This window comes from Micromonospora sp. NPDC049900 (assembly GCF_044461025.1).
Classification (GTDB): Bacteria; Actinomycetota; Actinomycetes; order Mycobacteriales; family Micromonosporaceae; genus Micromonospora.
In genome coordinates this window covers 205,559-231,614 of record NZ_JBITKM010000003.1, presented here as the reverse complement: position 1 = coordinate 231,614, position 26,056 = coordinate 205,559, and the positions used below count along the sequence as shown (strand labels likewise).

Annotated in this window: 22 protein-coding genes; 2 read left to right on the top strand and 20 right to left on the bottom strand. The window is 70.2% G+C overall.

Annotated elements, in window-relative coordinates; all coding sequences use genetic code 11:
* Window positions 1-49: 49 nt before the first annotated feature.
* Complete coding sequence (locus tag ACIBMZ_RS09360) at window positions 50-2,173, top strand: PhoX family protein (protein WP_396692106.1); 2,124 nt, start codon at window positions 50-52, stop codon at window positions 2,171-2,173.
* A 116-nt stretch (window positions 2,174-2,289) separates the two neighbouring features.
* Here ACIBMZ_RS09360 and ACIBMZ_RS09355 read toward each other — a convergent pair whose 3' ends face one another.
* Window positions 2,290-3,072, bottom strand: a complete 783-nt coding sequence (locus ACIBMZ_RS09355; protein WP_396692105.1) for an IclR family transcriptional regulator — start codon at window positions 3,070-3,072, stop codon at window positions 2,290-2,292.
* A 154-nt stretch (window positions 3,073-3,226) separates the two neighbouring features.
* On the opposite strand from ACIBMZ_RS09355, the gene ACIBMZ_RS09350 reads away from it, so the two are divergent.
* On the top strand, window positions 3,227-4,414 hold the full coding sequence (locus ACIBMZ_RS09350; RefSeq protein ID WP_396692104.1) for an MFS transporter: 1,188 nt from the start codon (window positions 3,227-3,229) through the stop codon (window positions 4,412-4,414).
* Window positions 4,415-4,446: 32 nt separating this feature from the next.
* On the opposite strand, the gene ACIBMZ_RS09345 is transcribed toward ACIBMZ_RS09350, so the two are convergent.
* From ACIBMZ_RS09345 to ACIBMZ_RS09255, 19 genes are all read right to left on the bottom strand, one after another.
* Window positions 4,447-5,517, bottom strand: a complete 1,071-nt coding sequence (locus ACIBMZ_RS09345) for a polyprenyl synthetase family protein (protein WP_396692103.1) — start codon at window positions 5,515-5,517, stop codon at window positions 4,447-4,449.
* A gap of 103 nt (window positions 5,518-5,620) precedes the next feature.
* Window positions 5,621-7,171, bottom strand: a complete 1,551-nt coding sequence (gene nuoN / locus ACIBMZ_RS09340; protein ID WP_396692102.1) for an NADH-quinone oxidoreductase subunit NuoN — start codon at window positions 7,169-7,171, stop codon at window positions 5,621-5,623.
* A 52-nt stretch (window positions 7,172-7,223) separates the two neighbouring features.
* Window positions 7,224-8,756 carry an NADH-quinone oxidoreductase subunit M gene (locus ACIBMZ_RS09335; RefSeq protein ID WP_396692101.1) on the bottom strand — a complete coding sequence of 511 codons (1,533 nt, stop codon included), beginning with the start codon at window positions 8,754-8,756 and terminating at the stop codon, window positions 7,224-7,226.
* A 79-nt stretch (window positions 8,757-8,835) separates the two neighbouring features.
* Window positions 8,836-10,794: an NADH-quinone oxidoreductase subunit L gene (gene nuoL / locus ACIBMZ_RS09330; protein WP_396692100.1), complete on the bottom strand. Its 1,959-nt coding sequence runs from the start codon at window positions 10,792-10,794 to the stop codon at window positions 8,836-8,838.
* A gap of 12 nt (window positions 10,795-10,806) precedes the next feature.
* A complete protein-coding gene (gene nuoK / locus ACIBMZ_RS09325; protein ID WP_013731028.1) occupies window positions 10,807-11,124 on the bottom strand; it encodes an NADH-quinone oxidoreductase subunit NuoK in 318 nt (105 codons plus the stop codon).
* Window positions 11,121-11,888, bottom strand: a complete 768-nt coding sequence (locus ACIBMZ_RS09320; protein WP_396692099.1) for an NADH-quinone oxidoreductase subunit J — start codon at window positions 11,886-11,888, stop codon at window positions 11,121-11,123. The genes nuoK and ACIBMZ_RS09320 overlap by 4 nt, the downstream gene beginning before the upstream one ends.
* On the bottom strand, window positions 11,885-12,526 hold the full coding sequence (nuoI, locus tag ACIBMZ_RS09315; RefSeq protein ID WP_396692098.1) for an NADH-quinone oxidoreductase subunit NuoI: 642 nt from the start codon (window positions 12,524-12,526) through the stop codon (window positions 11,885-11,887). Before nuoI ends, ACIBMZ_RS09320 begins: the two co-directional genes overlap by 4 nt.
* Window position 12,527: 1 nt before the next feature.
* On the bottom strand, window positions 12,528-13,880 hold the full coding sequence (gene nuoH, locus ACIBMZ_RS09310) for an NADH-quinone oxidoreductase subunit NuoH (RefSeq protein ID WP_396692097.1): 1,353 nt from the start codon (window positions 13,878-13,880) through the stop codon (window positions 12,528-12,530).
* A gap of 61 nt (window positions 13,881-13,941) precedes the next feature.
* Window positions 13,942-16,473: an NADH-quinone oxidoreductase subunit G gene (locus tag ACIBMZ_RS09305; protein ID WP_396692096.1), complete on the bottom strand. Its 2,532-nt coding sequence runs from the start codon at window positions 16,471-16,473 to the stop codon at window positions 13,942-13,944.
* A gap of 58 nt (window positions 16,474-16,531) precedes the next feature.
* Window positions 16,532-17,848 (bottom strand): NADH-quinone oxidoreductase subunit NuoF, encoded by a 1,317-nt coding sequence (nuoF, locus tag ACIBMZ_RS09300; RefSeq protein WP_396692095.1) that lies wholly within the window; start codon window positions 17,846-17,848, stop codon window positions 16,532-16,534.
* Window positions 17,845-18,891, bottom strand: coding sequence for an NADH-quinone oxidoreductase subunit NuoE (gene nuoE, locus ACIBMZ_RS09295; RefSeq protein WP_396692094.1), 1,047 nt, complete (start codon window positions 18,889-18,891; stop codon window positions 17,845-17,847). The genes nuoF and nuoE overlap by 4 nt, the downstream gene beginning before the upstream one ends.
* On the bottom strand, window positions 18,888-20,213 hold the full coding sequence (locus tag ACIBMZ_RS09290) for an NADH-quinone oxidoreductase subunit D (protein WP_396692093.1): 1,326 nt from the start codon (window positions 20,211-20,213) through the stop codon (window positions 18,888-18,890). Before ACIBMZ_RS09290 ends, nuoE begins: the two co-directional genes overlap by 4 nt.
* Window positions 20,210-20,941, bottom strand: coding sequence for an NADH-quinone oxidoreductase subunit C (locus ACIBMZ_RS09285; RefSeq protein WP_396692092.1), 732 nt, complete (start codon window positions 20,939-20,941; stop codon window positions 20,210-20,212). The genes ACIBMZ_RS09290 and ACIBMZ_RS09285 overlap by 4 nt, the downstream gene beginning before the upstream one ends.
* Window positions 20,938-21,615 (bottom strand): NADH-quinone oxidoreductase subunit B family protein, encoded by a 678-nt coding sequence (locus tag ACIBMZ_RS09280; RefSeq protein WP_093404021.1) that lies wholly within the window; start codon window positions 21,613-21,615, stop codon window positions 20,938-20,940. Before ACIBMZ_RS09280 ends, ACIBMZ_RS09285 begins: the two co-directional genes overlap by 4 nt.
* 13 nt (window positions 21,616-21,628) lie before the next feature.
* Complete coding sequence (locus ACIBMZ_RS09275; protein ID WP_350697428.1) at window positions 21,629-21,994, bottom strand: NADH-quinone oxidoreductase subunit A; 366 nt, start codon at window positions 21,992-21,994, stop codon at window positions 21,629-21,631.
* A 109-nt stretch (window positions 21,995-22,103) separates the two neighbouring features.
* Complete coding sequence (locus ACIBMZ_RS09270) at window positions 22,104-23,378, bottom strand: geranylgeranyl reductase family protein (RefSeq protein WP_396692091.1); 1,275 nt, start codon at window positions 23,376-23,378, stop codon at window positions 22,104-22,106.
* 168 nt (window positions 23,379-23,546) lie between these two features.
* The gene (locus tag ACIBMZ_RS09265; protein ID WP_396692090.1) at window positions 23,547-23,753 is read right to left on the bottom strand and encodes a hypothetical protein; all 207 of its coding nucleotides are present in this window, start codon (window positions 23,751-23,753) and stop codon (window positions 23,547-23,549) included.
* A gap of 76 nt (window positions 23,754-23,829) precedes the next feature.
* On the bottom strand, window positions 23,830-24,537 hold the full coding sequence (locus ACIBMZ_RS09260) for a demethylmenaquinone methyltransferase (protein WP_396692089.1): 708 nt from the start codon (window positions 24,535-24,537) through the stop codon (window positions 23,830-23,832).
* Between the two features lie 151 nt (window positions 24,538-24,688).
* Window positions 24,689-25,873: an LPXTG cell wall anchor domain-containing protein gene (locus tag ACIBMZ_RS09255; protein ID WP_396692088.1), complete on the bottom strand. Its 1,185-nt coding sequence runs from the start codon at window positions 25,871-25,873 to the stop codon at window positions 24,689-24,691.
* Window positions 25,874-26,056: the final 183 nt, after the last annotated feature.

Genomic DNA, 26,056 nt, shown 5'->3' with positions numbered 1-26,056 from the left:
TACCCGTCGGTGAGCTGCACCGGCGCGTGACCCTCAGGAGGCTCCTCCCATGAGCGACCGTCCCCGGCTGCTCCCGCTGCTGGGCACTCCCCGCCACGGCAGCCGCGACGCCATGACCTGTCTCTACCGCTGCGGCAACGCCTGCGACCACCCGGTGCCCAACACCTCCGACAACGCCTACCTCGGCGACCTGGTCGACGCCGAGGTCTCCCGCCGGGGCCTGGTCCGCGCCGGGGCGGTCGGTGCGCTGGTGCTCGGCTTCGGCGGTGGCGCCGGGGCACTGGCCGGCGGCGCTGCCGCCGCTGCGGCACCCGGCTCCCCGGTGGTGCCCGAGGCCACCACCTTCGCCCCGGGCGGCCGGGGCGTCGGCAGCGGAGCGCTGACCTTCTCGCCGATCCCGCCGAACACGCTGGACAGCTTCGTGGTGCCGAACGGCTACGACCACGCGGTGGTGATCCGCTGGGGTGACCCGGTGCTGCCCGGCGCGCCCGCCTTCGACCTGCGCCGGCAGACGGCCGCCGCGCAGGCCCGCCAGTTCGGCTACAACAACGACTTCGTCGGTGTGCTGCCGCTGGACAAGGGCGGACGGCGGGCCCTGCTCGTGGTCAACCACGAGTACACCAACGAGGACCTGATGTTCCCCGGCTTCACCAGCCTCGACGCGCTCACCGCCGAGCAGGTGAAGGTGTCGATGGCCGCGCACGGCATGTCGGTGGTGGAGATCGAGCGGGTCGCCGGCACCGGGCAGTGGCGCGCGGTCACCTCGGGCCGCCGCCCGTACAACCGGCGGGTCGACGCGTTGAGCAGCACCTTCGAGCTGACCGGCCCGGCCGCCGGGTCGGCCTTCGTGAAGACCGCCGCCGACCCCAGGGGACGTACGGTGGTCGGCACGTTGAACAACTGCGCCGGAGGGGTGACCCCGTGGGGCACCGTGCTCTCCGGTGAGGAGAACTTCAACCAGTACTTCGTCGGCGGTGACGCCGCCCCGGCGGCCGACAAGCCCCGACTGGCCCGGTACGGCATCAACACCACCACCCGCTACCCCAGCGGCAACCGCAAATGGGACCGCGCCGCCGACCGGTTCGACCTGGCCAAGCACCCGAACGAGGCGAACCGACACGGCTGGATCGTGGAGATCGACCCGTACGACCCGGCCAGCCGCCCCCGCAAGCACACCGCGCTGGGCCGATTCAAGCACGAGGGCGCGAACGTGATCGTGGCCCGCAGCGGACACGTGGTCGCGTACATGGGCGACGACGAGCGCTTCGACTACCTGTACAAGTTCGTCTCGGACCGCAAGTTCATCAGGGGCGACTCCTGGGTCGCCCGCAAGCACAACCTGACGCTGCTGGAGTCCGGCACGCTCTATGTCGCCCGGCTCGACCAGACCAGCGCCGACGAGATCGACGGGTCCGGCCGGCTGCCCTCGGACGGCGCCTTCGACGGCAGGGGCCGTTGGATCAAGCTGGTCAGCGGCAACCGTTCCTTCGTGGACGGGATGACCGCCGCCGAGGTGCTCACCTTCACCCGCTTCGCCGGTGACAAGGTCGGCGCCACCAAGATGGACCGCCCGGAGGACGTCGAGCCGAGCCTGCTCACCGGCAAGGTCTACGTGGCGTTGACCAACAACACCAACCGGGGTGTCGGCAGCAACCCCGGGCCGGACGAGGCCAACCCGCGCAGCAACAACAGGCACGGGCAGATCCTGGAGCTGGTCGAGCACCGGGGCGACAACACCGCCGAGACCTTCACCTGGTCGCTGCCGATCGTCTGCGGCGACCCGGCGGACCCGTCGACCTACTTCTCCGGGTACGACAAGACCAAGGTGTCGCCGATCTCCTGCCCGGACAACGTGGCCTTCGACGTCACCGGCAACCTCTGGATCTCCACCGACGGCAACGCCCTGGGCAGCAACGACGGCCTCTTCGCCACCCCGACCGACGGGCCGGAGCGGGGCCACCTCAAGCAGTTCCTCACCGTGCCGCGCGGTGCGGAGACCTGCGGGCCGTTCATCACCGGCGACAACCGCTCGCTCTTCGTCGCCGTCCAGCACCCGGGCGAGGTCACCGGCGCCTCCGTCGACAACCCGGCCTCCACCTGGCCGGACGGCGACTACGCCAAACCGGGCGTGGTGGTGACCTGGCGGCTGGACGGCGGACCGGTCGGTAGCTGACCCCGCCCCGGCTCCGTGCCGGCCGCTTCCCGACGGCCCTCTTCCCACCAGGAAGGGGGCCGTCTCGCGCCGGGCAACCCTCGCGGGTCAGCCCTCGGCGGCTCGGTCGGCTCCGGTCAGTTCTCGGCGGCCAGGCAGTCGGCGATCGCGCGGGCGGTGGCGATCAGCTTCGTGCGGACCACCCGGGCGGAGGTCATCATCTCGCTGGCCGGCAGCGCGCAGGCCAGCACCGTCCGTCGTTCCATGTCCTTGTCGGGGGTGACCAGGACGGCCGCGCAGGCCACCCCCTGCCGGAACTGGCCCAGTTCGAGCTGCATCCCGCGCCGCTCGCCGGCCGCCAGGTCGGCCTCGAACGCCTCCGGTGTGGTCAGGGTCGCGCTGGTGAACGGCCGCATGCCGTACTCCCGCAGGTAGCGGTGCCGCTGTTCGGCGGTGAGCGTGGCGAGCAGCGCCTTGCCCAGCGCGGTCGCGTGCGCCCCCTCGTCGAACCCGGGAACGAGATCCTCCAGGTACGGCGAACGGTTCCCCTCCGCGACGGCGGTGATGGCGACCTGGCCGCCCACGAAGCGGCCGAGATAGTGGCTCCACCCGGTCTCGATGGCCGCGCGACGCAGGTTCTCCCCCACGGCGGGCGAGCCCCGGAACGCGGCGACCAGCTCGCGGTAGCGGTCGGCCACCTCCAGCCCCACGATGTACGTGCCGTCCTCCCGGCGGATCACGTAACCCTCGTACGCCAGTGTGCGGACCAGGTGGTACGTCGTGGCCACGGTCAGCTCGCATCGCCGGGCGATCTGCTTCACCGTCAGCCCACGCGGGGCACGGCCGACCGACTCGAGCACTCGAAGTGCGCGGGAGACGCTTCGGATCAGATCCGAAGGTTCCGCCAGGGGGTCACGCACAACCACCTCCGCCACCGGGGACTTACACCATATGAAAAAGGAGCCCGCCGCGAAACGCCTGATCGGGTGGAGGATCACCGTTCGTCGGATACCCGATGTGACACTGACCGCACTTTCCGTTGCCAGAATGCGGCAGGCGTAGGTTGGCCCCACCATGACCCACACCGCCCCGTCCCGCGCCCCGGAGACCGCCACCCGCCCCGTCCGGGCCGCCACCACCGCCGTGGCCGTCACCATCGCCTGTGTCCTGCCGGTCTTCCTGGTCGGCGGCCTCGCCGTGCAGATGCGCGAGGAGTTGGGCTTCAACCCGGCCGGGCTGGGCATCGCCGTGGCCGTCTACTTCGGCGTCGGCGCACTCGCCTCGGTTCCCTCCGGCGCACTCGTGGAACGCTGGGGCGGTGGCGTGGTCGCCCGGGTCGGCATCCTGATCTCCGCCGGCTCACTGCTCGCCGTGGCGGTGCTGGCCCGCTCGTACCCGATGCTGCTCGTCCTGCTGGCCGTCGCCGGTACCGCGAACGCGCTGGGCCAACTCTCCAGCAACCTGCTGCTGGCCCGGCACGTACCCACCCGGCGACAGGGTCTGTCGTTCGGGGTCAAGCAGGCGGCCATCCCGGTCTCCACCCTGCTGGCCGGCGCGGCGGTCCCCACGCTCGCGCTCACCGTCGGCTGGCGCTGGGCGTTCGTGGCGGCCGCCGGTGCCGCGCTGGCCACCCTGCCGCTCGTACCGTCACACGGGCCGCAACCAGTCCAGCGGTCGGACCGGCCGGCCGGGAGTGCGACCGTCGGGCTGGTCGTGATCGGCGTGGCCGCGACGCTCGCGGCCGGCGCGGCGAACGCGCTGGGCACCTTCCTGGTGGACGCCTCCGTGGACCGGGGACACGGTCCCGCCCTCGCCGGACTCATGCTGACCCTCGGCAGCGCGGTCTGCGTCGCCGCGCGGATCGGCATCGGCTGGCTGGCCGACCGGCGGACCGGCGGACACGTCACCGTGATCGCCGGCCTGCTGGCGGTCGGCGCGCTGGGGCTGGGCCTGCTCGCGGTGGCCGGCTCCGGGGCACTGGTGGTCGGTGTCCTGCTCGGCTTCGGCCTGGGCTGGTCCTGGCCGGGACTGATGAACTTCGCCGTGGTCCGGCTGCACCCCCAGGCACCGGCCGCCGCCACCTCCATCACCCAGACCGGGGTGTACGCGGGCGGCTGCGTCGGCCCACTGGCCCTCGGGCCGCTCGCCGCCGCCGCCGGTTACCCGGCGATGTGGCTCACCGCAGCCGCCGCCATGCTCACCGCGGCCGTACTCATGCTCACCGCCACCCGGATGCTGTCCGCCCGGCCCGCGTCATCCTGACCGCACGCCCGGAGGACAACAGGGAGTGCTGGTCAGCTCGTGCGGTCGGCGATGTGGTCGCAGAGCGATTCGAGGGCGCGACGCGCCGGCACGTCCGGCAGCGGCGCGAGCCGGGCCCGCGCGTCCTCGGCGTAGCTGCGGACCGTCTCCCGGGCCCGCTTGAGCGCGGGGCTCTCCCGGAGCAGTCCGAGCGCCTCGGTGTGCAGGGCGTCGTCGGTCAGCGGGCCGGTCGCCAGGATCTCCCGCAGCCGGACCGAGGCGGCGTCCGAATCGTCCGAGGCGAGGGCGTAGAGCACCGGCAGGGTCGGCACACCCTCCCGCAGGTCGGTGCCGGGCGTCTTGCCGGACTCCTCCGACTCGCTGGCGATGTCCAACAGGTCGTCGGAGAGCTGGAACGCGACACCGATCGTCTCGCCGTACCCGGCCAGCGCCGACACGTGCTCCGGGCCGGTGCCGCTGAACAGCGCGCCGAAGTGGGCGCTGGTGGCGATCAGCGAACCGGTCTTCTCGGCGATCACGTCCAGGTAGTGCTGCACCGGGTCGGCGTCGGCCCGGGGGCCCACCGTCTCGGCGATCTGGCCGTGCACCAGGCGGGCGAAGGTACGCGCCTGGAGGCGTACCGCCTCGGGACCCAGCTCGGCGGCGACGTCCGCGGCCCGCGCGAAGAGGTAGTCACCGACCAGGATGGCGACCGAGTTCGTCCAGCGGGAGTTGGCGCTCGGCGCACCCCGGCGCACCGCGGCCTCGTCCATCACGTCGTCGTGGTAGAGCGTGGCCAGGTGGGTCAACTCCACCACCACGGCGGCCGAGACGACCTCCGGCCGGGCGGGCTCGCCGAACTGTGCGCCCAGCGCCACCAGAAGCGGCCGGAAACGCTTTCCGCCCGCTTCCACCAGGTGTCGGGCGGCCTCGGTCACGAACGGATCGGCGCTGGCCACACTGGCCCGCAGCTCGACCTCGATCGTCTCCAGCAGGCCCAGCACGGACGCCTCGGTGTGTGGGTCGGCGAGATGCAGACCGAGCGGGCCGAACTGGCCCGCGTGCCGGCTCCGGCGGCCACCGGAGCCGGTGACACCTGAACGCTCGCCACCCCTAATCACCACTCCTCCACCATGCCACACGGGCTCTACCTGCAGCGGACCGGGGAGGCGCGGCGGGGGCCGGCCCACACCCGTGGACCGGCCCCCGAAACGGAAGGTGACGCCGCTACCGGATGAAGTCCGCGGCGCCGGTGGTCAGGTCGAGCAGCGCACCCGGCGCGACGCCGAGGACCAGGGTCGCGAGTACGCCGATCACCAGCGCCGCCGAGGTCATCGCCCCCGGCACCGTGACGGTCGGGGTCGCGTCACCCGGCTCGGAGAGCCACATCATCACCACGACCCGCAGGTACGGGAAGGCGAGCACCATGCTGGTCAGCACACCGGCGATCACCAGCCACACCTGACCGCCGTCGAGCGCCGGGGCGAAGACGGCGAACTTGCTGGTGAAGCCGCTGGTGAGCGGGATACCCGCGAAGGCGAGCAGGATGAAGGTGAAGACCGAGGCGTACCCCGGCGAGCGGCGGCCCAGCCCGGCCCAACGGGACAGGTGCGTGGCCTCGCCGTCGGCGTCCCGGACCAGGGTCACCACGGCGAACGCGGCCAGCACGGTGAAGCCGTACGCCACCAGATAGAACATCGTGCCGGACAGCCCCTCCCGGCCCGGAGCCAGCACGCCGACCAGCAGATAACCGGCGTTGGCGATGGAGGAGTACGCCAGCAGGCGCTTGATGTCGGTCTGGGTGACCGCGAGCACCGCGCCGACCAGCATGGTGAGCACCGCCACCGTGCCGAGCACCGGAGTGAAGTCCCAGCGTGCGCCCTCGAAGGCGACGTGGAACACCCGCAGCAGGGCACCGAACGCGGCGACCTTCGTGCAGGCCGCCATGAAACCGGTCACCGGAGTCGGGGCACCCTGGTAGACGTCGGGCGTCCAGACGTGGAACGGCGCGGCGGCGGCCTTGAACAGCAGGCCGATGGCGACCAGCGCCATACCGGCGAAGAGCAGCACCGGGCTGGCCGTCGAGTTGGCCACGGCGGCGTTGAGGGTGGCGAAGTCGACGCCCGCCTGACGGTCGCCCAGACCGGCGCTGAAGCCGTACAGCAGCGCCACACCGAACAGGAAGAACGCCGAGGCGTACGCGCCCAGCAGGAAGTACTTCATCGCCGCTTCCTGGCTCAGGATGCGTCGCCGACGGGCCAGCGCGCAGAGCAGGTAGAGCGGCAGCGAGAAGACCTCGAGCGCGATGAACATGGTCAGCAGGTCGTTCGCCGCCACAAAGATCAGCATGCCGCCGATGGCGAACGTGGTCAGCGGGTAGACCTCACCGGCACCACCGGAGTTGGCCGCCTGCCGCCGGTCCTCCGGCGAGTCGGCGGTGATCGCGGCCTGGGCGACGAACGCGCCGCCCCGCTCCACCGACCGCTCGCCCATCAGCAGCAGCGCCACGCCGGCCAGGGCCAGGATCGCGCCCTGGAGGAACAGCGTCGGCCCGTCGATCGCGATCACCCCGATGGTGATCACCCGCTTGTCGGCGTTGAACACCACCATGGTCAGCGCGGCGAGCACCGCCAGCAGGGCCAGCGGAAGCTGGACGGGGTGCCGCAACCGGCGCGGCACGAACGCCTCGACCAGCACCCCCAGCACTGCCGCGCCCATCATGATCAGGATCGGCGCGAGTGCCGCGTAGTCGATCGGCGGCAGTACGAACTCGTTCACCGAGTCAACCTTTCGTTCGCGACTGCGGGGCTCGCGAGCTCACTCCTCGCGCTCACCGGCTGGCCTCCTGGACGTTGCCTGCCGTCGGGGCCGGGTCGGTCCGACCGACGTCCTCCATGGTCGCCTGCACCGCCGGGTTGATCACGTCGGTGACCGGCTTCGGATAGAAGCCGAGCACCACGATCAGCGCGATCAGCGGAGCGACGACGACCTTCTCACGCAGGTTGAGGTCGCGCTTCATCGCGTCGATCTCGGTCAGCGCGGGATTGAGCGTGCCCTGCGTGGTCCGCTGCACCATCCACAGCACGTACGCCGCCGCCAGGATGATGCCCAGCGTGGCGATCACCGCGACCGGCTTGTTCACCGTGAAGGTGCCGATCAGCACCAGGAACTCGGAGACGAACGGCGCGGTGCCGGGCAGCGCCAGCGAGGCGAGACCGGCGAAGAACAGCACCCCGGCCAGCACCGGCACCAGCTTGCCGGCGCCACCGAAGTCGCTGACCAGCGCCGAGCCCCGGCGCGCGACCAGCATGCCGACCACCAGGAAGAGCAGGCCGGTGGCGAGGCCGTGGTTCACCATGTACAGCACGGCACCGGTACCGGCCTGGGTGGTGAAGGCGAACAGACCCACGCCGATGAAGCCGAAGTGCGCGATCGACGTGTACGACACCAGCCGCTTGAGGTCGTTCTGCCCCACCGCCAGCAGGGCGGCGTAGATGATGCCGATCACCGCGAGGCCCAGCGCCCACGGCGCGAACCACTGGGCGGCGTCCGGGAACAGCGGCAGACAGTACCGGATGATGCCGAACGTGCCGACCTTGTCCAGCACGCCGACGAGCAGCGCGGCGGCCCCGGCCGGGGCCGCGCCACCGGCGTCGGGCAGCCAGGTGTGGAACGGGAAGAACGGCGCCTTGATCGCGAACGCGACGAAGAAGCCGAGGAACAGCCAGCGCTCGGCACCGGTGGAGATGTCCACCTGCGACAGCGCCACCCAGTCGAAGGTCTTGCCGCCGACCACCCAGAGGCCGATCACCGCGGCCAGCATGAACAGACCGCCGACCAGGGAGTAGAGGAAGAACTTGACCGCCGCGTACTGCCGCTGGTGGCCGCCGTAGCTGCCGATCAGGAAGTACATCGGCACCAGCATGACCTCGAAGAACACGTAGAACAGGAAGACGTCGGCGGCGGCGAAGACGCCGAGCATCGTGCATTCGAGGACCAGCAGCAGCGCGAAGTAGACCGGCACCGAGCGCTTCGAGGACTCGGCGTCGTGCCAGGAGGCCAGGATCACCAGCGGCACCAGCACCGCGATCAGCATCAGCATGACCAGCGCGATGCCGTCGGCCGCGAACGTGAAGTTCACGCCCCAGTTCGGGATCCACGGGTACGACTCGCGGAACTGGAACCGGTCGCCGTCGACCTGCCAGGTCACCCACATGACCACGGAGAGCGCCAGCACCAGCAGCGACCAGCCGAGTGCGACCTGCTTGGCCAGCGTCGGCCGGCTGCGCGGCAGGAGGGCGACCACCACTGCGCCGACCAGCGGCGCCACGGTGAGCACCGAGAGGAACGGGAAGTCGGACATTATGCGGCCTTACCTCCGTCGTCGATGCGCGGTCCGCCGGCGACGGCCGCCTGAGAAGCTGTCGCCCGGATGGGGTCGATCACGCGAACCACCCCGCCTGTACGGCCAGGAAGGCGGCCACGACCAGCAGCGCGCCGGTGAGGATCGAGGTGGCGTACGACCGGACGAAGCCGGTCTGTAGCCGCCGCAGTCGACCCGAACCGCCGCCGACACCGGCCGCCAGCCCGTTGACCAGACCGTCGATGCCCCGGTTGTCCAGGTAGACGAGCGCCCGGGTGAGGAAGATGCCGGGCTTCTCGAAGACCGCCTCGTTCACCGCGTCGGTGTAGAGGTTCTTGCGGGCGGCGGTGACCAGCACACCGGCCGGCTGCGGCTCGTTGGCCGTGCCGTTGCGGAACAGGAACCAGGCCAGCCCGGCACCGAGCACGGTCACGCCCAGCGACAGCACCACGATCGCCCAGTGCGGCAGCACCGCGTCGTGGTGCGCCTCGGCCGCGCCGAGACCGGCGGTGGCGGTCAGCCAGTCCGGTACGGAGGTGGCCAGCAGCCAACCCGCACCGATCGAGCCGATACCGAGCAGGATCAGCGGGATGGTCATCAGCGGCGGGGACTCGTGCGGGTGCTCGATGTCCGTGGTCCAGCGCTTGGGGCCGTGGAAGGTCAGCACGAACAGCCGCGTCATGTAGAACGCGGTCAGCGCGGCACCGAGCACCGCCGCCCCGCCGAACAGCCAGGCCGTCCAGTCGTCCCGCTCGAAGGCGGCGGCGATGATCGGCTCCTTGGAGAAGTAGCCGGAGAACGGGAACATGCCGATGATCGCCAGCCAGCCCGCGCCGAAGGTGATCCAGGTGATCTTCATGTACTTCGACAGGCCGCCGAAGCGGCGGATGTCCACCTGGTCGGACATGCCGTGCATGACCGAACCGGCGCCGAGGAACATGTTGGCCTTGAAGAAGCCGTGCGCCAGCAGGTGCACGATGGCCAGCGCGTACGCCGCGCCACCCAGGCCGACACCGAGGAACATGTAGCCGATCTGGCTCACCGTCGACCAGGCCAGCACCCGCTTGATGTCGTCCTTGGCGCAGCCGATGATCGCGCCGATCAGCAGCGTCAGCGCACCGACGCTGACCACCACCAGTTGCAGCGTGGCGTTGGCCGAGAAGATGATGTTGGACCGGGCGATCAGGTAGACACCGGCGGTGACCATCGTCGCGGCGTGGATGAGCGCCGACACCGGGGTCGGGCCCTCCATCGCGTCCGGCAACCACGCCTGGAGCGGGAACTGACCGGACTTGCCGGCCGCGCCGAGCAGCAGGAGTACGCCGAGCACCAGCACGGTGCTCCCGGCCAGCGCGCCGACCCCGTTGAACACCTCGTCGTACTGGGTGGTGCCCAGGGTGGCGAACATGATGAAGATGGCGATGGCCAGTCCGGCGTCGCCGACCCGGTTCATCAGGAACGCCTTCTTGCCGGCGGTGGCCGCGGCCGGCTTGGTGTTCCAGAAGGAGATCAGCAGGTACGACGCCAGACCGACGCCCTCCCAGCCGAAGTAGAGCATCACGTAGTTGTTGCCGAGGACCAGCAGCAGCATGGCCGCGACGAACAGGTTGAAGTAGGCGAAGAACCGCCGCCGACCCGGGTCGTGCGCCATGTACTCGACCGCGTACAGGTGGATCAGGAAGCCCACGCCGGTGATCAGCAGGACGAAGACCCCGGCCAGCGGATCGAACAGCAGGCCGAAGTCGACGTTCAGGTTGCCGACCGCGATGAAGTCCCAGAGGCTCAGTTCGACGGACTTGTTCTCCAACCCGCGCAGGTTGAAGAAGTAGGTCAGACCGAGCAGGAAGGCGGCACCCACGGCGGCCACGCCGAGCCAGTGCCCCCACCGGTCGGCGCGCCGGCCGAGCAGCAGCAGGACCATCGCGCTGACCAGCGGGATCGCCACCAGCAGCCAGACGCTGCTCAGCAGCCCGTCGGCCGTCGCGTACGAGACGGTCTCGGCCGGAGCAGCCTGGGCGTACGTCACAATTTCGTCCACCGGTGGGCCCCTCTAGTACTTCAACAGGTTGGCGTCGTCGACGCTGGCGGAGCGCCGGGTGCGGAAGATCGCCATGATGATGGCCAACCCGACCACGACCTCGGCCGCCGCCACCACCATCACGAAGAACGCCATGATCTGGCCGTTCAGGTCACCGTTCATCCGGCTGAAGGTGACCAGCGCCAGGTTGGCCGCGTTGAGCATCAGCTCGACGCACATGAACAGCACGATCGCGTTGCGCCGGACCAGCACCCCGGCCGCGCCGATGGTGAACAGCACCGCGGCGAGGACGAGGTAGTAGTTCGGTTCGACGGAGAAGAAGTCACTCACTTCTCAGTGCCCTTCAGGGTGGTCTCCTCGGCGGCCAGCTCACGCACCGGAAGGATGTCCGGCGTGCTCCGGTCGCTCAGCCGGCCGTCCGGCAGACGGGCCGGGGTGGCCACCGACGAGGAGGTGGCGAAGACACCCGGGCCGGGCTTCGGACCGGGGTAGTTGCCCGGCGCGAAGCGGGCCTTCATGGTGGCCACCTGGTCGCGCCTGTCCTCCTTGCGCCGCTCGATGTGCGCCAGGATCATGCCGCCGATGGTGGCGGTGATCAGCAGCGCGGCGGTCAGCTCGAAGGCGAAGATGTAGTCGGTGAAGAGCAACCGGGCGATGCCCTGCACGTTGCCGCCCGCGTTGGCGGCCTCCAGGCCCACCGCCTCGGTGCCCTGGGTGGCCCGGTAGACCCCGCTGCCGAGCAGGGCGGCGAAGCCGACGCCCAGCCCGATCGCGGCGATCCGCTGACCCCGCAGCACTTCGATCAGTGAGTCCGAGGCGTCCCGGCCGACCAGCATCAGCACGAACAGGAAGAGCATCATGATCGCGCCGGTGTAGACGATGATCTGCACCATGCCGATAAACGGTCCGGCCTGGAGCACGTAGAACACGCCCAGGCTGAGCATGGTGAGCACCAGCCAGAGCGCCGAGTGCACCGCGTTGCGCGCCGCCACCATGCCGATCGCGCCGGCCAGAGCCAGCGGGGCGAGGATCCAGAAGGCCACCGCCTCGCCGCCGGAGACCGCACCCGCGGCGAGCACCGTCGAGGTGGTCATGCCGTCTCTCCCTTGTCCGCCGCGGCGCGCTGGGCGGCCTGCTCGGCACCGGGGAAGGTGACGCCCGGGTGCTCGTCCACCTGGTACCGCCCCGGTCCCATCGGCGAGCGCTCGGCACCGGCCGAGGTGCCCGGGTTGGTCAGGCTGCCGACGTAGTAGTCCTTCTCGCTGTCGCCCAGACGCATCGGGTGCGGCGGCTGCTCCATCCCCGGCAGCAGCGGCGCGAGAAGCTGCTCCTTGGTGAAGATCAGGTCCTGCCGGTTGTCCCGGGCCAGCTCGTACTCGTTGCTCATGGTCAACGAGCGGGTCGGGCACGCCTCGATGCACAGCCCGCAGAAGATGCAGCGGGCGTAGTTGATCTGGTAGTTGCTGGCGTACCGCTCACCCGGCGAGAAGCGCTGCTCGTCGGTGTTGTCGCCACCCTCGACGAAGATCGCGTCCGCCGGGCAGGCCCAGGCACACAGCTCACAGCCGATGCACTTCTCCAGGCCGTCCGGGTGCCGGTTGAGGATGTGCCGGCCGTGGTAGCGCGGCGCCGGCTTCGGCGGGGTGAAGGGGTAGTCGGTGGTGACGACCTTCTTGAACATGTGCGAGAAGGTGACCCCGAAGCCCTTGAACGTTCCGGTGATCGCGCCCACGTCACACCTCCTCAGAGTCCTGGCCGGCGGGAACGTTGGCCGGCTCCCGCTCGGCGACCATGCGCCGGGTACGCGGGCTCGGGGGTACCTGCAGATCCATTGGCGGCAGCGGGAAGCTGCCCTGCGGCCGGTTCTCGACCTGCTCGGCGACGGTCGCCTTCGGCTGCGGCTTACGGCTCGGCCAGAACATCGCGGCCAGCAGCACGATCCCGGCCGGGATGCCGATGGCCCACAGGCGACCCGTGGTGTCCCAGTCGCCGATGGTGCGGTACCAGCCCAGGACCACGATCCAGACCAGGCTGATCGGGATCAGCACCTTCCAGCCGAGTCGCATGAGCTGGTCGTAACGCAGCCGGGGCAGCGTGCCCCGCAGCCAGACGAAGACGAACACCAACAGGATGACCTTGCCGAAGAACCAGAGCAGCGGCCACCAGCCGGAGTTGGCCCCCGACCAGAGGCTGATCGGCCACGGCGCGTACCAGCCGCCCAGGAAGAGGGTGACGGTGAAGGCCGACATGGTCACCATCGCCACGTACTCGCTGAGCATGATCAGCGCGAACTTCAGCGAGCTGTACTCGGTCATGAAGCCGGCCACCAGCTCCGACTCCGCCTCCGGCAGGTCGAACGGCGGCCGGTTCGTCTCGCCGACGATGGAGATGAAGAAGACGATGAAGCTCGGGAACAGCAGCAGCGCGTACCAGCCGGGCGCCGAGACGTCGAAGCCGAAGAGGTTCACCTGCGTGCCGGTACCCTGCGCGGCCACGATCTCCGAGGTGGACATCGTGCCGGCGAGCATGAAGACCGCCACGATGGACAGCCCCAGCGACACCTCGTACGAGATGAGCTGGGCGGTGGAGCGCAGACCACCGAGCAGCGGGTAGGTCGAGCCGGAGGCCCAGCCCGCGAGCACGATGCCGTAGACCGCCAGCGAGGAGAGTGCGAGCACCACCAGCACCGCCACCGGCACGTCGGTGACCTGCAACGGCGTCTGGTGGCCGAAGATGCTGACCATCGGGCCGAAGGGGATCACCGACAGCGCGGTGACCGCGCAGATCACCGAGATGGCCGGCGCGAAGAAGTAGATGACCTTGTCCGCCGACTTGGGGAGGATGTCCTCCTTGAAGGCCATCTTCAGGCCGTCGGCGAGCGTCTGCAACAGACCGAACGGGCCGAGCTGGTTCGGGCCGGGCCGGACCGCCATCCGCCCCACCACTCGCCGCTCGAACCAAACGCCCAGCAGCGTGCCGAGCAGGGCGACGAGGAAGGCAAAGACGATCTTGCCGAGCACCAGCCACCACGGGTCGTGACCGAAGTCGGTCAGCGACGGCGCCTGGGCGAGGAGCGAGTGACTCACTGGGCCCACCTTTCGTTCCCGACTGCGGGGCTCACTCGCTCCGCTCGTTCACTCCTCGCACTCACTGGTTACCCCCGACGGAGTTGAGCAGCGGGCCCGAACGGCCGGCCGCGTCGGCGGCGACCGGCTCGGCCGTACCGGGTACGGAGACCCGGACCACCGAACCGGAGGTCGCGCCCAGGCTGCGCCGTACCGTCGCGCCGGGCGAGTTGGTGGGCAGCCAGACCACGCCGTCCGGCATCTCGGTGATGGCCGCCGGGAGGGTCAGCGCACCCCGGTCGGTACCCACCGTCACCGGGTCGCCGTCGGCGATGCCGAGCGCCTCCGCGCTGCTCTTGCCCAGCCGGACCACCGGCGGGCGGGCGGTGCCGCCCAGGTGCTCGTCACCGTCGATGAGGCTGCCCAGGTCGAGCAGTTGGTGCCAGGTCGCCAGGATCGCCTCGCCGGGCGCGAGGTCCCGGACCGTGCCCGGCTCGACGCTCGGGGCGGCCGGACGCTCCACCCGGGTCGCCGGCAGGCTACCCAGCTCGCGCCGCACGGAGAGCACGTCCCCGGTGCCCAGCCGCACGTCGAGCTGGGCGGCGAGCGCGTCGAGCACCCGACCGTCGGTCATCGCCGCGGTGGTCAGTACCGCGTCGAACGGGCGCAGGCGGCCCTCCCAGTCCAGGAAGCTGCCGGCCTTCTCGACCACCGGGGCGACCGGCAGGACGACGTTCGCCCGGCGGGTCACCGCGCTGGCCCGCAGCTCCAGGCTGACCAGGAACGGCACCGCGTCGAGGGCCTGCTCGGCCAGGCGCGGGTCGGCCAGGTCGGCCGGGTCGACGCCGGCCACCACCAGCGCGCCGAGCTGGCCCGCGGCGGCGGCGGCGAGGATGCCGTCGGTGTCCCGCCCGGCCTGGCTCGGGATCACCCCGGCCGGGATGTCCCACGCCTCGCCCAGTTCGGCCCGCGCGGTCGGCTCGGTGACCAGCCGGCCACCGGGCAGCAGGTTGGGCAGGCAGCCGGTGTCGACGGCGCCCCGGTCACCGGCGCGACGCGGCACCCAGGCCAGCTTCGCACCGGTACGCGCGGCCACCTCGGCGGCGGCGGAGAGTCCGCCGGGCACCGAGGCGAGTCGCTCGCCGACGACCAGGATCGCACCCGGGGCGCTCAGCGCCTCGGTGACCGTGGCGTGCTCGGCGAGCACCCCGGCCTCCTCACCCGGCACCACCCGGGCCAGCTTGGCACCGAGCTTCTCCAGGCCACGGGTGGCGAACGGCGCGATCGCGTACACCTTGAGCCTGTTCTTGAGGTACGCCTTGCGCATCCGCAGGAAGAGGATCGGGCACTCCTCCTCCGGCTCCAGGCCGACCAGCACCACCGCGGGAGCGTTCTCGACGTCGGTGTACGTGACGTCGGTGCTGCCGGCGACGTTGCTGGCCAGGAACTCGGCCTCCTCACGGGAGGCCGGGCGGGCCCGGAAGTCGATGTCGTTCGTGTGCAGCGCGATCCGGGCGAACTTCGCGTACGCGTAGGCGTCCTCGACGGTCAGCCGGCCGCCGGTGAGCACCGCCGAACCCTGACCGCCGTCCCGGGCCGCACGCAGCCCCTCGGCGGCGACGCTGAGCGCCTCGCTCCAGGACGCCTCGCGCAGCTCGCCGGTCCGCTCGTCGCGGACCAGCGGAGTGGTCAGCCGGTCGGTGGCGCGGGCGTACTGGAAGCCCCACCGGCCCTTGTCGCAGTTCCACTCCTCGTTGACCTGCGGGTCGTCGCCGGCCAGCCGACGCATCACCTTGCCGCGCCGCCAGTCGGTGCGCTGGGCGCAGCCGGCCGAGCAGTGCTCGCAGACGCTCGGGCTGGAGACCAGGTCGAACGGGCGGGCCCGGAAGCGGTACTGGGTGCCGGTCAGCGCGCCGACCGGGCAGATCTGCACCGTGTTGCCGGAGAAGTACGAGTTGAACGGCACATCGCCGGCGCCGGCCGGAGCGCCAGCGGAGTCAGCACTGTCCGCTTCCGCTCCACCGCCGTACTCCTCGTCCCGGTAGATGTTGATCTCCTCGGCGGACGACCGGTTCATCAGGTCGATGAACTTGTCACCGGCGATCTCCTCGGAGAACCGGGTGCAGCGCTGGCAGAGCACGCACCGCTCGCGGTCGAGCAGCACCTGGGTGCTGATCGGCAGCGGCTTCGGGTACTCCCGCTTGTGCTCGTGGAACCGCGAGTCGGTACGCCCGGTCGACATCGCCTGGTTCTGCAGCGGGCACTCGCCGCCCTTGTCGCACATCGGGCAGTCGAGGGGGTGGTTGACCAGGAGCAGCTCCATGATCCCCTCCTGCGCCTTCTTGGCGACCGGGGAGCTGAGCTGGGTACGGACGACCATGCCCTCGGCCACCGTCTGGGTGCACGAGGCGACCGGCTTGCGCTGCCCCTCCACCTCGACGAGGCACTGGCGGCAGGCACCGGCCGGCGCCAGCAGCGGGTGGTCGCAGAAGCGGGGGATCTCCGTGCCGATCTGCTCGGCGACGCGGATCAGCAGCGCCCCCTTCGGGGCGGTGACCTCGACGCCGTCGATGGTCAGCGTGACCGTCTCGGTCGACTTGGCTACGTCCGTCACTGTGCTTGCCTTTCGCTCGCGGCTGCGGGGCTCGCTCCGCTCACTCCTCGCACTCGCATCAGTGGGCTCCCACCAACTGCTTGTCGGACAACTTCGGCGCGGTCCGTCCCTCGATGTAGTCGAGGTAGTCCTGCTTGAAGTACTTCAACGACGAGGTCACCGAGCTGGTGGCACCGTCACCCAGACCGCAGAACGAGCGGCCGAGGATGTTGTCGCAGGTGTCCAGCAGGGTGTCCAGATCGTCGTGGGTGCCCTGGCCGGCCAGGATGCGCCGGTAGACCCGGACCATCCAGTAGTTGCCCTCCCGGCACGGGGTGCACTTGCCGCACGACTCGTGGTGATAGAACTCCAGCCAGCGGTAGGTCGCGTAGACCGGGCAGTCCTGGTCGGAGAAGATCTGCGTGGCCGTGGTGCCGAGAATCGATCCGGCGCCGGCCACCCCCTCGAAGTCCAGCGGCACGTCCAGGTGCTCGGCGGTGAGCAGCGGGGTGGACGAACCGCCCGGCGTCCAGAACTTCAGGTTGTGCCCGGGCTGCATCCCACCGGCCAGCTCCAGCAGCTCGCGCAGCGTGATGCCCATCGAGCACTCGAACTGACCGGGGTTGGCGATCCGGCCGGAGAGCGAGTAGATCATCGGTCCGGAGGACTTCTCCGTGCCCATGGTCTTCCACCACTCGGCGCCACCGAGCACGATGTACGGCACGCTGGAGATGGTGCCGACGTTGTTGACCACGGTGGGGCTGGCGTACAGGCCGTGGGTCGCCGGGAACGGCGGGCGCAGCCGGGGCTGACCCCGGAAGCCCTCCAGCGAGTCCAGCAGCGCCGTCTCCTCGCCGCAGATGTACGCCCCGGCGCCCGAGTGCACCACCAGGTCCAGGTCGAAGCCGGAACCGAGGATGTCGCGCCCGAGGTAGCCCTTGGCGTACGCCTCGTTCACCGCGTTGCGCAGGCGGCGCGCCGCGTGCACGGCCTCGCCCCGGATGTAGATGTAGGCCCGGCTGGCCCGGATCGCGTACGACGCGATGATCACGCCCTCGACCAGCGAGTGCGGGTCGTGCGTCATCAGCGGCAGGTCCTTGCAGGTGCCCGGCTCGCCCTCGTCGGCGTTGACCACGAGGTAGTGCGGCTTGCCGTCGCCCTGCGGGATGAAGCCCCACTTGAGCCCGGTCGGGAAGCCGGCGCCGCCGCGACCGCGCAGCCCGGAGTCCTTGATGAGCTGGATCAGGTCGTCCGGGTGCGCCTTGAGCGCCTTGCGCAGTGCGGCGTACCCGTCGAGCTTCTCGTAGGTGCCGATCCGCCAGGCGTCCGGCGACAGCCAGCGCTTGGTGAGTACCGGCGTCAGCTTGGCCAGGATCTCCGGCCGAGGCGTGGTCACTTCTGAGCCCCCTTGTCGTTCGCGGAGCCCTGGCCACCGCCGGACGACTCCGCTTCGCTGAGGTTGCGCTCCTGAGCCTCGGCGTCGTCGCCGGCAGGCTTGCCGTCTCCGGCGGGCCGGTTGGCCGCCGCACCGGCGGCCTCGGCCGCCCGGGCGTCGCTCGACGTGGGCGCCGCCCCGTCGACCGGCGCCTTGGTCCCGGGGGCGTCCGGCACGGCCGTCCGGGCGTCCGGCTGCCGGGTCTCGGCGGTACGCACCTGCGGCGACTTGCGGTCCGGAGCCGGTACGTCGGGTGCCGTGGTGCCGGTCGGCGCGACCTTGGCCGGGGTGGCCGGGGCCGGCTTGTCACCGGCCTTGCCGCTGCGGATCGGGGTGTTCGGGTCGAAGCCCGGCACCGAGATGCCGTGCTGCTCGGCCAGCCGCAGGCCGCGCAGGCTCGGCTCGCCCGGTACGCCGTCGGCGACCGCGCCCTCGCGCTCGTCGGCGAAGCCGGCGAGCTGCACCGACATCTCCTTGAGCGTGCAGAGGCGGGCGCCCCGGCTGGGCGTGGGCCGCCCACCGGCGCGCAGTTCGTCGACCAGGCCCACCGCGCTCTGCGGGTCGACACCGTCGAAGAAGTCGTAGTTGACCGTCATCACCGGGCCGTAGTCACAGGCGGCCAGACACTCGGCGTGTTCGAGGGTGATGGAGCCGTCCTCGGTGGTCTCGTCGTGCCCGACGCCCAGGTGCTCGGTGAGGGCGTCGTAGACCTCCTGGCCGCCGAGCACGTTGCACATGGTGTTGGTGCAGACGCTGACCAGGAAGTCACCGGTGGGGCGACGCTTGTACATGGTGTAGAAGCTGGCCACGGCGCCGACCTGGGCCTTGTTCAGGCCGAGCACCTCGGCGCAGAACGCCACTCCGGCCGGGGAGACGTAACCCTCCTCGGACTGCACCAGGTGCAGCAGGGGCAGCAGGGCCGAACGGGACCGGTCGGCCGGGTAACGGGCGATGATCTCCCGCGCCCGAGCCCGCGTCTGGTCCGTGAAAACAGTCGTGGTCACCGGTCACAACCTCCCATGACGGGGTCCAGCGAGGCGCCGCCGGCGATCACGTCGGCGATCAGGCCGCCCTCGGCCATCGCCGGCAGGGCCTGGAGGTTGACGAAGCTCGGCTCCCGGTAGTGCACCCGGTACGGCCGGGTGCCACCGTCGGAGACCGCATGCACGCCCAGCTCTCCGCGCGGCGACTCGATGCCGACGTAGACCTGGCCCGGCGGCACCCGGAAGCCCTCCGTCACCAGCTTGAAGTGGTGGATCAGGGACTCCATCGACTGCCCCATGATCTTGGCGACGTGCTCCAGCGAGTTACCCATGCCGTCCACGCCGATGGCCAGTTGCGCCGGCCACGCGATCTTCTTGTCGGCGACCATCACCGGTCCCGGCTTGAGCCGGTCCAGCGCCTGCTCGACGATCTTGAGCGACTCGCGCATCTCGGCCATCCGGACCAGGTACCGGCCCCAGACGTCGCCGTCGGGGTGCGTCGGCACGTCGAACTCGTAGTCCTCGTAGCCGCAGTACGGCATGGTCTTACGCAGGTCCCAGGCCAGCCCGGCGGAGCGCAGCACCGGCCCGGTGACGCCGAGTGCGACACAGCCGGTCACGTCCAGCACCGCGATGTTCTTCGTACGCTCCAGCCAGATCGGCTGGCCGGAGAGCAGGTCCTCGTACTCCTTGAGCCGCTTCGGCAGGAGCTTGAGGAAGTCGCGGATCTTGACGATCGCCTCGTCCGGCACGTCCTGGGCGACACCGCCCGGCCGGACGTACGCGTGGTTCATCCGCAGGCCGGTGATGAGCTCGAAGATCTCCAGGATGTACTCGCGCTCGCGGAAGCCGTAGAGCATCATGTTGATCGCGCCAAGCTCCATCGCCGTGGTGGCGACCCAGACCAGGTGCGAGGAGATCCGGTTCAGCTCCATCATGAGCACCCGGATGGTGTTGGCCCGCTCGGTCACGTCGTCGGTGATGCCGAGCAGCTTCTCCACCGCGAGCGAGTACGCCGTCTCGTTGAAGATCGGCGAGAGGTAGTCCATCCGGGTCACGAACGTCGAGCCCTGGACCCAGTTGCGGTATTCCAGGTTCTTCTCGATACCGGTGTGCAGGTAGCCGACGACCGAGCGGGCCTCCCGGACCGTCTCGCCCTCCAGCTCCAGGACCAGCCGCAGCACGCCGTGCGTGGACGGGTGCTGCGGACCCATGTTGACGACGATCCGACCCTCGTTGATCGGGTCGACTCCCGAGACGAGATCGTCCCAGTCCCCGCCGGTGACGGTGAAGACCCGACCCTCGGTGGTCTCGCGTTCGGTGGCGTAGTTGGACGCGCTCATTGGTACGACCTCCGCTTGTCGGGCGGCGGGATCTCGGCGCCCTTGTACTCCACGGGCACGCCGCCGAGGGGGTAGTCCTTCCGCTGCGGGTGGCCCTCCCAGTCGTCCGGCATGAGGATCCGGGTCAGCGCCGGGTGGCCGTCGAAGACGACGCCGAACATGTCGTACGCCTCCCGCTCCTGCCAGTCCGCCGTCGGGTAGACCGAGGTGACGCTGGGCAGGTGCGGGTTCTCGGCGGAGACGGCCGCCTCCAGCCGCACCTGTCGCCGGTAGGTCATCGAGGTGAGCTGGTAGACCACGTGCAGCCGGCGCTCGTCGGCACCGAGGTAGTCCACACCGGAGAGCGACGACAGCAGCTCGAAGCGCAGCCCCGCGTCGTCCCGCATCACCTGGCAAACCTCGGCGATCCGCTCCGGGCGGATGTGCAGGGTCAGTTCACCCCGGTCGACGACCACGTTCTCGATCGCGTCGCCGAAGGCCGGGTACGCCTCCTCCAGCGCGTCGTACACCTCGTCGAAGTAGCCACCGAACGGCCGGGGCGAGTCCGCGAGCTGCGGGCGCGGGCGGACCAGACCGCCGAAGCCGGAGACGTCACCGGTGCCCTGGTTGCCGAACATGCCCCGACCGGCGGGCGCGGCCGGCGGGAACTCGGCGGGCGCACCGCTGGTCGACCCGGCCGGCGTCACCGGAACCGGTACGACGCCCTCGGTCCGCTTGTCGTCAGTCACTTGATCCCCCCGTACGGGTGGAGGTGGTTCTGGGCCTTCATCCAGTTCTCGATCCGCAACTGCTCCTCGCGGCCCTCGCGGACGGCCTTCGTCCACTCGGCGCGGCGGGCCTTGTCGCTGCGGTACGACGACGGCATCGAGCCGTACGGCACCACCGGCACGTCACCGCGCGCCTCGCGGGCCGCCAGCATCTTGCGACCGTTCGGGCCCAGCGGCTCGTGGCCGATCTTCTCGCGCAGCTTGAGGATCGCGTCGATGAGCATCTCCGGCCGGGGCGGGCAGCCCGGCAGGTACATGTCGACCGGCACGACGTGGTCCACGCCCTGCACGATGGCGTAGTTGTTGAACATGCCGCCGCTGCTGGCGCAGACGCCCATGGAGAGCACCCAGCGGGGCTCGGCCATCTGGTCGTAGATCTGGCGCAGCACCGGAGCCATCTTCTGGCTGACCCGACCGGCGACGATCATCAGGTCGGCCTGCCGGGGCGAGGCCCGGAAGACCTCCATGCCCCACCGGCCCATGTCGTAGTGCGGACCACCGGCGGCCATCATCTCGATCGCGCAGCAGGCCAGGCCGAAGGTGGCACCCCAGACCGACGACTTGCGCGACCAGTTGACGAGCTTCTCCACCGAGGTGAGCAGGACGCCGGCGGGAAGTTTCTCCTCGATACCCATTGCCGTTCCTCCCTCAGTCCCAGTCCAGACCGCCGCGCCGCCACTCGTAGGCGTACGCGACGAAGACCGCACCGATGAAAATCAACATGGCGACGAATCCGAACACCGGCAGGAGGTCGAAGGAGACGGCCCACGGGTAAAGGAAGATCATTTCCACGTCGAAGACGATGAAGAGCATCGCCGTCAGATAGAACTTGACCGGGAACCGGCTGCCGCCGATCGGCTGCGGGCTGGGCTCGATCCCACATTCGTAGGCTTCGAGCTTGGCCTTGTTGTATCGCCGGGGTCCGGCGAAGCGGGCGGCGCCTATCGAGAACAGCGCGAAGGCCGCGGCGAGGGCGAAGAGCCCAATGATGGGTACGTAAGGCGAGAGCGACATCTTCTTCTCCTGCTCGTCCTTCCCTGCCCTCGTTCGTTGGCGAAATTCACACTATTCACATCCCACCCGGCGACCGTCGGCGGGGGGTCGACCTGCCTGGTCCGCGCCCCTACACGGCGGGCGCGACCCGGGTCATCGCATTGATCACCCGGTCCATCGCGTCACCGCCACGGGGGTCGGTGAGGTTGGCCAGCAGCTTGAGCACGAAGCGCATCAGGGTCGGGTGGGGCATGCCGTGCTTGGTCGCCACGCGCATGATCTCGGGCCGGCCGATCAGCTTCACGAAGACCCCGCCCAGGCGGTAGTAGCCGCCGAACCGGGTCTTCAACTCCTGCGGGTACGCCATCAGTGCCCGCTCCCGCTCGGCTCCGACCGGGCGGGCCAGCGCCTGCACCGCGACCTCCGCGGCCAGTTCGCCGGACTCCATGGCGTACGCGATGCCCTCGCCGTTGAACGGGTTCACCATGCCGCCGGAGTCACCGACGAGCATGACTCCCCGGGTGTAGTGCGGCACCCGGTTGAAGCCCATCGGCAGCGCCGCGCCGAGGATCGAACCCTCGGCGTTGGTCTCGTCGGCCATCCCCCACTCCGGCGGCGTGTTCGCCAGCCAGTCGGTGAGCAACCGCCGGTAGTTGGTCTTGCCGAAGGCCGACGAGGAGTTGAGGATGCCGAGGCCGACGTTGACCCGGCCGTCGCCGAGACCGAAGATCCAGCCGTACCCGGGCAGTAGGGCACCGGTGCCCTTGGCCCGCAGCTCCAGCCAGGACTCCAGGTAGTCGTCGTCGTGCCGGGCCTCGGAACGGTAGTAGCGGCGGACCGCCACGCCGATCGGGCGGTCCTCGCGCTTGGCCAGCCCGAGGGCGAGCGGGAAGCGGCCGGAGACGCCGTCGGCGGCGACCACCAGCGGCGCGTGGAAGGTGGCCGGGGCCTTGTCCGGGCCGTCCTCGGCCTCCACCCCGATCACCCGGCCGTTGCCGTCGAGCACCGGGCCGGTCACGGTGACGTTGGTGCGCAGCGTCGCCCCGGCGGACACGGCCCGCTGGACGAGCAGGTCGTCGAAGTCGAGCCGGGTGCGGACCAGGCCGTAGTTCGGGAAGCTGGCCAGGTCGGGCCAGTCCAGTTCGAGCCGGACGCCGCCGCCGATCACCCGCAGACCCCGGTTGTGCAGCCAACCGGCCTCGGGTGAGGTGTCCACACCCATCCGGATCAACTGCCGCACCGCGCGCGGGGTCAGCCCGTCGCCGCAGACCTTCTCCCGAGGGAACTCGGTCTTCTCCAGCAGCAACACGCGTACGCCGTGCTGAGCCAGGTGGTACGCGGTCGCCGACCCACCGGGACCGGCGCCCACGACGATCACGTCGGCGTCGTTCTCCACCGCGGTCATCCGCGCCTCCTCCCCGAGTGCTCGTGAAATGCTTCACAAGCCAGCCGGGACGAGTCTATGACCGACGCCGTAAGCTCGGTTTGTTAGGGCGTCCTAACATCACGGAAACAGGACACTGACGGAACTCCCGGACGCTGCGGTCATGCCGTCCCGGGCATCGGAGCAGCCCTATGCGGTGGGGCTGGCGGCGTCAAGACCCGCGCGGATCGTCTCCGGCAGGTGCTCGCGCAACGCGCCACCGGCAGCCCGGTCCAGCGCGGCCAGCACCTCGGACACCACCTGACGCACGTCCGCCGGATCCGCACCGGCCAGATCCCTGAGCTGGTCGACCAGCTCGGCGGCATCATCGGTGGCCAGGTGCCTCGCATCCGTCATGCGAGCCAGCCTAAACGGCAGACATTGCTAAATAGCCCAATTCACCTAAATGGTGACGAGAAATGGACAAGCCGGGTCAATCCCGGATAGCCCGATGCAGCGCCACGATGCCGCCGCTCAGATTCCGCCACGCCACCTTGCCCCACCCGGCCGCACCCACCCGCGCGGCCAACGCCGGCTGGTCCGGCCAGGCCCGGATCGACTCGGCCAGGTAGACGTAGGCGTCCGGGTTGCTGGACACCGTGCGCGCCACCGCCGGCAGCGACCGCATCAGGTACGACAGGTACACGGTGCGGAAGGCCGGGTTGACCGGGGTGCTGAACTCGCACACCACCAACCGGCCGCCCGGCCGGGTGACCCGCGCCAGTTCACGCAGCGCCGCATCGGTGTCGCTGACGTTGCGCAGCGCGAAGGAGATGGTCACCGCGTCGAAACTCGCGTCGGCGAAGGGCAGCCGGAGCGCGTCACCGGCCAGCAACGGCACCTGTGGACGGACCCGCTTGCCCGCGTACAGCATGCCCAGCGACAGGTCCGCGCCGACCGCGTACGCCCCGGAGCGGGACAGTTCCTCGGTCGAGACCCCGGTGCCCGCACCCACGTCCAGCACCCGGTCGCCGGGACGCAGGTCCAGGGCGGCCCGGGTGGCCCGCCGCCAGAACCGGTCCTGCCCGAAGGAGAGGACGGTGTTGGTCAGGTCGTAGCGGGCCGCGACCCCGTCGAACATCGCGGCGACCTCGTGCGGCTGCTTGTCCAGGCTGGCGCGCTGGCCCTGCGGGGTGCTCACCCCTCCACTCTGCCAGCCCGACCCCTCACCGCTCACCGCCAGGGTCGCCGCGGCCCACCGCAGAGACAGTAGGGGCGGGATGGTCGCCCATCCCGCCCCTACTGCCGTGCGTTATGTGAACGGCCCGCGCGGGCCGATTGAGGACCTGGCCTCAGGAATTGGTCTTTTCGTCGCCCGGAGCCACCAGGACCACCCGGCGACGGCGGGACACCAGGAACATGGCCGCACCGGCGAGCACCACGCCCGCGCCGACGGCGCCGATCACGCCCGCCTGCACACCGGTGACCGGCAGGCCACCGCCGCCGCCACCGTTGCCGGCCGCCGCCACGATCACGGCGAAGTCGTCGCTGTTGTCCGACGGGTCGATGTCGGCGAACTCGGTGTCCTCGATCTCCCGGACCTCGGCCCGGTCGAAGTCCGGGATGGTCGCCTGCTTGCTGAACCGGGCACCGGGCGGCAACGCGCCGTGGGCCTCCGCCTTCAACCAGCCGTCCTTGAGGGCCACCGGTGCCTTCACGTCCTCGTCCACGACGATCGGCATATCGATGATGAGCACCTCGTCGGTCCCGATCACAAGCGTCTTGTCATCGCAGACGGCGCTGCGGTTGTCGGCGCTGATCTCCCACCCCTCGACCGGGAAGGCGAAGGTCACACCCACCGGAAGCTGGAAGGTCAGCTTGACACCCTGGGCGATCAGGTCACCCTGGTTCAGGACCGCACCGAAGACGATCGAGGTATCGCCCGGAAGGAGTTTGTCGCTCTCCTTCTCGGTTTCGAAGTCGATGCCGGTCTTCACGTCCGGCACGATAACGCCCAGGTCGACGCCGCTCTCCGGGGTCACCTCGACGTCGAAGGTGACGCTGTTGTTGCTGTCGTCGGTGTCGTCCGGCGACTCGATGGTGATGGTGACCGGGGCCTTGTACGGCCCGGTGGCCGTCTCACCGGTCTTGATCAGGAGGAGCGGCAGCTCGACGGTCTCGCCGGGGCCGGGGATCTCGGTCTTGTCCAGCTCACAGACGAACAGATTCGGGTCGGGGTCGCTGTCGAACGTGCACCCGCCCTCGGTGTACATCGCGAACCAGAGCTTGCTCTCGTCCACCTTGGAGGCGTCGACCTTGAGGGAGACCTTGCTCGGGGTGTTCTTGCCCTGATTGGCGATCTTGGCCCAGGCGAGCTTGCCCCAGGAGCCCTCGGCGACCCTGGTGCCAGCCGAGGTGATCGCCAGATCGGTCTCGGTGCCGGCGGCGTTGGCCGGCGCGCCGAACGCGGCGACCGCGCCCAAGGCGAGCAGCGCGGCCGTGGCCAGGCTCGCGGCACGACGAGTACGGAAGATCATTGAAGGGTCTCCCCCGTGGAGTGGTGAGAAGCGTACGGCCGGGGACGTTAGCGCTCAGGAACCACCCACGCCACCCCGGATCACACCCGCCACACGCTGCTCAGCTAATGGTCATCTAAGGTTTGTCCGGATTGATGGCTCTTGTTGCCCGAGGGAGCGCGACCCCGCGCCGGTCCGGCACTA

Coding starts and splice junctions, on each gene's coding strand:
- ACIBMZ_RS09270 (WP_396692091.1), bottom strand. CDS start 23,378: ATGACCGCGGTGGAGAACGACGCCGACGTGATCGTCGTGGGCGCCGGT.
- ACIBMZ_RS09255 (WP_396692088.1), bottom strand. CDS start 25,873: ATGATCTTCCGTACTCGTCGTGCCGCGAGCCTGGCCACGGCCGCGCTG.
- ACIBMZ_RS09275 (WP_350697428.1), bottom strand. CDS start 21,994: ATGTCGCTCTCGCCTTACGTACCCATCATTGGGCTCTTCGCCCTCGCC.
- ACIBMZ_RS09350 (WP_396692104.1), top strand. CDS start 3,227: ATGACCCACACCGCCCCGTCCCGCGCCCCGGAGACCGCCACCCGCCCC.
- ACIBMZ_RS09290 (WP_396692093.1), bottom strand. CDS start 20,213: ATGAGCGCGTCCAACTACGCCACCGAACGCGAGACCACCGAGGGTCGG.
- ACIBMZ_RS09335 (WP_396692101.1), bottom strand. CDS start 8,756: ATGTCCGACTTCCCGTTCCTCTCGGTGCTCACCGTGGCGCCGCTGGTC.
- ACIBMZ_RS09280 (WP_093404021.1), bottom strand. CDS start 21,615: ATGGGTATCGAGGAGAAACTTCCCGCCGGCGTCCTGCTCACCTCGGTG.
- ACIBMZ_RS09320 (WP_396692099.1), bottom strand. CDS start 11,888: ATGACCACCTCGACGGTGCTCGCCGCGGGTGCGGTCTCCGGCGGCGAG.
- ACIBMZ_RS09360 (WP_396692106.1), top strand. CDS start 50: ATGAGCGACCGTCCCCGGCTGCTCCCGCTGCTGGGCACTCCCCGCCAC.
- ACIBMZ_RS09265 (WP_396692090.1), bottom strand. CDS start 23,753: ATGACGGATGCGAGGCACCTGGCCACCGATGATGCCGCCGAGCTGGTC.